This window comes from Streptomyces sp. CO7 (genome assembly GCF_053474865.1).
On record NZ_JBRIOU010000002.1, the window covers coordinates 549,304 to 554,145 of the forward strand.

Annotated in this window: 2 protein-coding genes and 1 pseudogene; 1 reads left to right on the top strand and 2 read right to left on the bottom strand. The window is 75.3% G+C overall.

Going from position 1 to position 4,842, the window contains the following annotated elements; translation table 11 throughout:
- Positions 1 to 1,670, bottom strand: a 1,670-nt coding sequence (gene treZ, locus ACOV8S_RS04440) for a malto-oligosyltrehalose trehalohydrolase (protein WP_448316209.1), incomplete at its 3' end; no start/stop codon positions are given.
- A gap of 182 nt (positions 1,671 to 1,852) precedes the next feature.
- On the opposite strand from treZ, the pseudogene ACOV8S_RS04445 reads away from it, so the two are divergent.
- Positions 1,853 to 2,242: pseudogene (locus ACOV8S_RS04445) on the top strand (SSI family serine proteinase inhibitor); the annotation flags it as partial.
- Positions 2,243 to 2,365: 123 nt separating this feature from the next.
- On the opposite strand, the gene treY reads toward ACOV8S_RS04445, so the two are convergent.
- The gene (gene treY / locus ACOV8S_RS04450; protein WP_448316210.1) at positions 2,366 to 4,714 is read right to left on the bottom strand and encodes a malto-oligosyltrehalose synthase; all 2,349 of its coding nucleotides are present in this window, start codon (positions 4,712 to 4,714) and stop codon (positions 2,366 to 2,368) included.
- Positions 4,715 to 4,842: the final 128 nt, after the last annotated feature.

The following is a 4,842-nucleotide window of genomic DNA, read 5'->3' on the forward strand; positions in this document are numbered from 1 at the left end:
GTCCAGGAGGCGAGGACCTCGACGGGGCGGGTGCCGAGGGGGATCTCCGCGGCGGCGTCGCCGAGGTTGAGCACCACCCGCAGGTCCCCGCGCCGGAAGGCGAACCACCGCGCCTGCGCGTCGTACGCGACCCGCACGTCCGCGAGGTCGGGGTCCGTGAGGTCCCCCTGCTCGTGCCGCAGCGCGATCAGCATCCGGTACCAGGCCAGCAGCCGCGCGTGCGGCTCCTTCGACGGCTCCGTCCAGTCCAGGCACGACCGGTCCCGCGTCGCCGGGTCCTGCGGGTCGGGGACGTCCTCCTCGGCCCACCCGTGCGCCGCGAACTCCCGCCGCCGCCCCCGCCGGACCGCCTCCGCGAGCTCCGGGTCGGTGTGGTCGGTGAAGAACTGCCAGGGCGTGGAGGCGCCCCACTCCTCGCCCATGAAGAGCATCGGGGTGTACGGCGAGGTGAGCGTGAGGGTCGCCGCGCAGGCCAGCAGTCCCGGCGACAGCGTCGCGGAGAGCCGGTCGCCCTGCGCCCGGTTGCCGATCTGGTCGTGGGTCTGGGAGTACCCCAGCAGCCGGTGTGCCGCGAACCGGCTGCGGTCCAGCGGCCGCCCGTGCCGCCGCCCGCGGAAGCCGGAGTACGTGCCGTCGTGGAAGAACCCGGCGGTCAGCGTCTTGGCCAGCGCGGCCAGGGGGTCACGGGCGAAGTCCTCGTAGTAGCCCTGCGACTCGCCGGTCAGCGTGGTGTGCACCGCGTGGTGGAAGTCGTCGTTCCACTGGGCGTGCAGCCCGAGCCCGCCCGTCTCGCGGGGCGCGACCAGGCGCGGGTCGTTCAGGTCGGACTCGGCGATCAGGAACAGCGGACGGCCCAGCCCCACCGCCAGCCGGTCCACCGCCGTGGAGAGCTCCTCCAGGAAGTGGTAGGCCCGGTTGTCGCACAGCGCGTGCACCGCGTCCAGCCGCAGCCCGTCCAGCCGGTAGTCCCGCAGCCAGGACAGGGCGCTGTCCACCAGGAAGTCGCGGACCTCGTCCGAACCCGCGGCGTCCAGGTTCACCGCGGCGCCCCACGGCGTGTGGTGGGTCTCGGTGAAGTACGGACCGAACGCGGGCAGATGGTTGCCCGACGGGCCCAGGTGGTTGTGGACCACGTCGAGCACGACGCCGAGACCCAGCTCGTGCGCCCGGTCCACGAACCGCTTGAGTGCCTCGGGCCCCCCGTACGGCTCGTGCACCGCCCAGAGGGAGACGCCCTCGTAGCCCCAGCCGTGCCGGCCGGGGAACGGGCAGAGCGGCATCAGCTCCACATGGGTGACGCCCAGCTCCGCCAGGTGCTCCAGTCGCGCGGCGGCCGCGTCCAGGGTGCCCTCGGGCGTGAAGGTGCCGACGTGCAGCTCGTAGAGGACCGCGCCCGGCAGCGGCCGCCCCGGCCAGTCCGCCCGCCACCGGTAGCGCCCGTGGTCGACGACCGCGCTCAGCCCGTCCGGGCCGTCCGGCTGCCGCCGCGAACGCGGGTCCGGCAGCACCGGCCCGTCGTCGGGCGCGAACCCGTACCGCGACCCGTCCGCCGCGTCGGCCTGTGCCGTCCACCACCCCCGGCGCAGCGCGTCGGGTTCCATCGCGTGCTCGCTCCCGTCGCAATGGAGCGTCACCCGGCCTGCCTGCGGCGCCCACACCTCGAACTCCACGAACGGCTCCCCTTCGTTCCAGCGATTGGCCCGGATTCCCTGGTTGCAGCGGGTCCATCCTGCGTCACCGAGGGATCATCGCGCTCCGGATCAGACCTTTCCCTCCCGTGCGACGCCTCACGCCCTACTCCCTTCAGGTGACTTGGGTGTGGCAGACCCCCGCGCATGCCGATGCATGGGCTATGAGACTGATCCCCTGCGCCCCGGCCGTCCGGGGCCTTCCGGTGCGCGGCGCCCTGCTGACGGCGGCCGCGCTGCTGCTGACGACGCCCACGGCCCCCGCCCAGGCGGCCCCCGAGCCCTACCAGGGCAACTGGGTCTACCTGTCGGTGACCGGCGCGGACGCCCGTTCCGGGGCGCCGGCCACCGCCCGCGGGACGCTGCTGCTGTGCGACCCGCCGCAGGCCGTGGGCCACCGCCAGGCGGTCCGCGCCTGCGCCGAACTGGCCGACGCGCGCGGCGACCTCCAGGCGATCCCGGAGCGGTCCGACGCCGTCTGCCCCATGCGGTACGCGCCGGTGACCGCCCGGGCCCGCGGCGAATGGGGCGGCAAGCTGGTGCAGTACACGGAGACCTTCCCCAACGAGTGCGTGATGACCGCCCGAACGGGTGATGTGTTCACGCTCGCGGAGACGGCGCCCGCCCGCGTGGGCCCACGTCGACGGACTCACGGTCGCGGGGCCGGGCGTCCGGGGTCAGTCGTCGTCCGCACGTTCCAGCAGGGCGACCGGCAGCGGGTCGAGGAGGTCGGCGAGCGGAACCCGTCCCTCGAACACGCGTCCCGGGGCGCACAGGTCCCTCCAGCGGCCGGGCGGCAGCGGCAGCTCGGTCCCGCCCCAGCCGCCGGACTCCGCCAGGCGCAGCGACAGCCGGGTGACGACGGTCAGCACCCGGCCGGAGCGGGTGAAGGCCAGGCAGTGCCCGGCGGCAGCCCCTTCCGCGGCCAGCGGGCGGTAGGAGGCGTCCGCCCCGAAGAGCTCGGGCCGGCGGCGGCGCAGGCCGAGGGCGGCGGTCGTGAGCACGCCCTTCACGCCCGGGTCCGGGTGCGGGAGGACGGCGGGGTCGCGGTTGTCGGGGTCGACCAGGGCCCGGTACTCGCCCTCGCCGCCCTGGTAGACGTCCGGGACGCCGGGCATCGTCAGGTGGAGCAGCGTCGCGGCCAGCACGTTGGCCCGGATGTGCGGTTCCAGCGACCGGCGCAGCTCCGTGACCCGTCCGCCGGGCGACCCGCACAGCGCCGTGGTGACGAAGGTGGTGACCGTCTCCTCGTAGTGGGCGTCCTGCTCGGTCCAGGTGGTGTGCAGGCCGTTCTCGCGGGCGTGCTTCAGCAGGGCCCCCGACAGCCGCTCCTCGGAGGGCTCGCCGAGCCCGAACAGCGTCTGCCAGCCCGCCCAGGCCAGCTGCCGGTCCGGGCCGCCGCCGCTCGCGGTGCTCGCGGCGGTCGCCTCCTCGACGACCTCGGCCCAGCGGTCCGGGCACTGGCTCAGCACCGCGATCGCCGCCCGGACGTCCGCGCTGCGCTTGGTGTCGTGGGTGGAGAGCACCGTGCCGGTCAGCGGGCGCTCCCGCTGCAGGCGGGCGCACCAGTCGTGGAACTCCTCGGGGGCGACGGCGGGACGGTCGGGGGAACCGCCCACCTCGTTGGCCGACAGCAGCGGGACGTGCCGGTAGAAGGCGCTGTCCTCCACGGACTTGGCGCGCAGCGCCGACGAGGTCTGGGCGAAGCGGGTGCACAGTTCGACCTGCTCCGGCCACTCCCCGTACCGGCCGACGAGCAGCCCGCGGACGACGTCGACCGCCTCGGCCTCCTCGGGCACCGTGAACGCCGCGCGGGCCTCGGCGGCGGCCTCCTCGGTGAGCACCGTGACGGCGTCCCCGGGCGTGTACGGGCGGTAGACCTCCATGCGCACCAGCAGTTCCCGCAGCGCGGTGCGCAGCGCCCACGGGGCGCGGTCGCGCAGTTCCGGGTCCCCGGCGGAGGCGCAGGCGGCGGCCGCCGCGCGGGTGAGCCGGGTGGTCTCGGCCGCGAGTTCGTGGTCGACCACCCGCTCGGCGCTGCGGTGCCGGGTGGCCTCCCAGTCGCCGCCGAGGTCGTCGGGCGCCGCGGTGTGCCGCCGGTGGTGGTCCAGCAGGGCGCGGGCGCCGTCCGGGTCGGTGAGGACCGCGTCCAGGCGGCGCAGGGCGTCGTAGCCGGTGGTCCCGGCCACCGGCCAGGACTCGGGGAGGCGTTCGTCCTCGGCGAGGATCTTCTCCACCACCGTCCAGCGGCCCCCGGTCGCCTTCTCCAGGCGCCGCAGGTAGGCCCCCGGGTCGGCCAGGCCGTCCGGGTGGTCGATGCGCAGGCCGTCGACGACGCCCTCGTCCAGCAGCTCCAGGATCTTGCCGTGCGTGGCGTCGAAGACCCCGGGATCCTCCACCCGGACGCCGATCAGCTCGGAGACGGTGAAGAAGCGCCGGTAGTTCAGTTCGGTGCGGGCCAGCCGCCACCAGCCGAGGCGGTAGAACTGGGCGTCGAGGAGCTCGGGCAGTGGCAGGTCCTCGGTGCCGGGGCGGAGAGGGAAGGCCTGGTCGTGATGGCGCAGCACGTCCCCGTCCACGCGCAGGTGGGGGAGTTCCGCGCCGAGCGGCGCGCCGAGGACCGGCAGCAGCACGCGGCCGCCGCCGGCCTCCCAGTCGATGTCGAACCATGCGGCGTAGGGCGAGCCGGGGCCCTTGCGCAGCACCTCCCACAGCGGGCGGTTGTACAGCGGGGCCATCGCCATGTGGTTCGGCACGATGTCGACGACCAGTCCGAGACCCAGCGAGCGGGCGGTGCGGGACAGGGAGCGCAGGGCGTCCTCCCCGCCCAGCTCCTCGCGGACCCTGGTCGGGTCGGTGACGTCGTAGCCGTGCGTGGAGCCCGGCACTGCCTCCAGGACGGGGGAGAGGTGCAGGTGCGAGACGCCCAGGGCGGCGAGGTGCGGGGCGGCGGCCTCGGCCGCGGCGAACGGGAAGCCCGGCTGGAGCTGCAGCCGGTACGTGGCGGTGGGCACGCGGGAGTCCATGCAAGGGGTGTACCCCGAGTCGGGGCGGGCGTTGCCGCATTCCGCCGGACGAGTGACGCGAGGGGGCCGACGGGACGGGAGAGGGCGCCCCGGCACCGGACCGCCCCGACCCGGCGACGGGGCCGAGG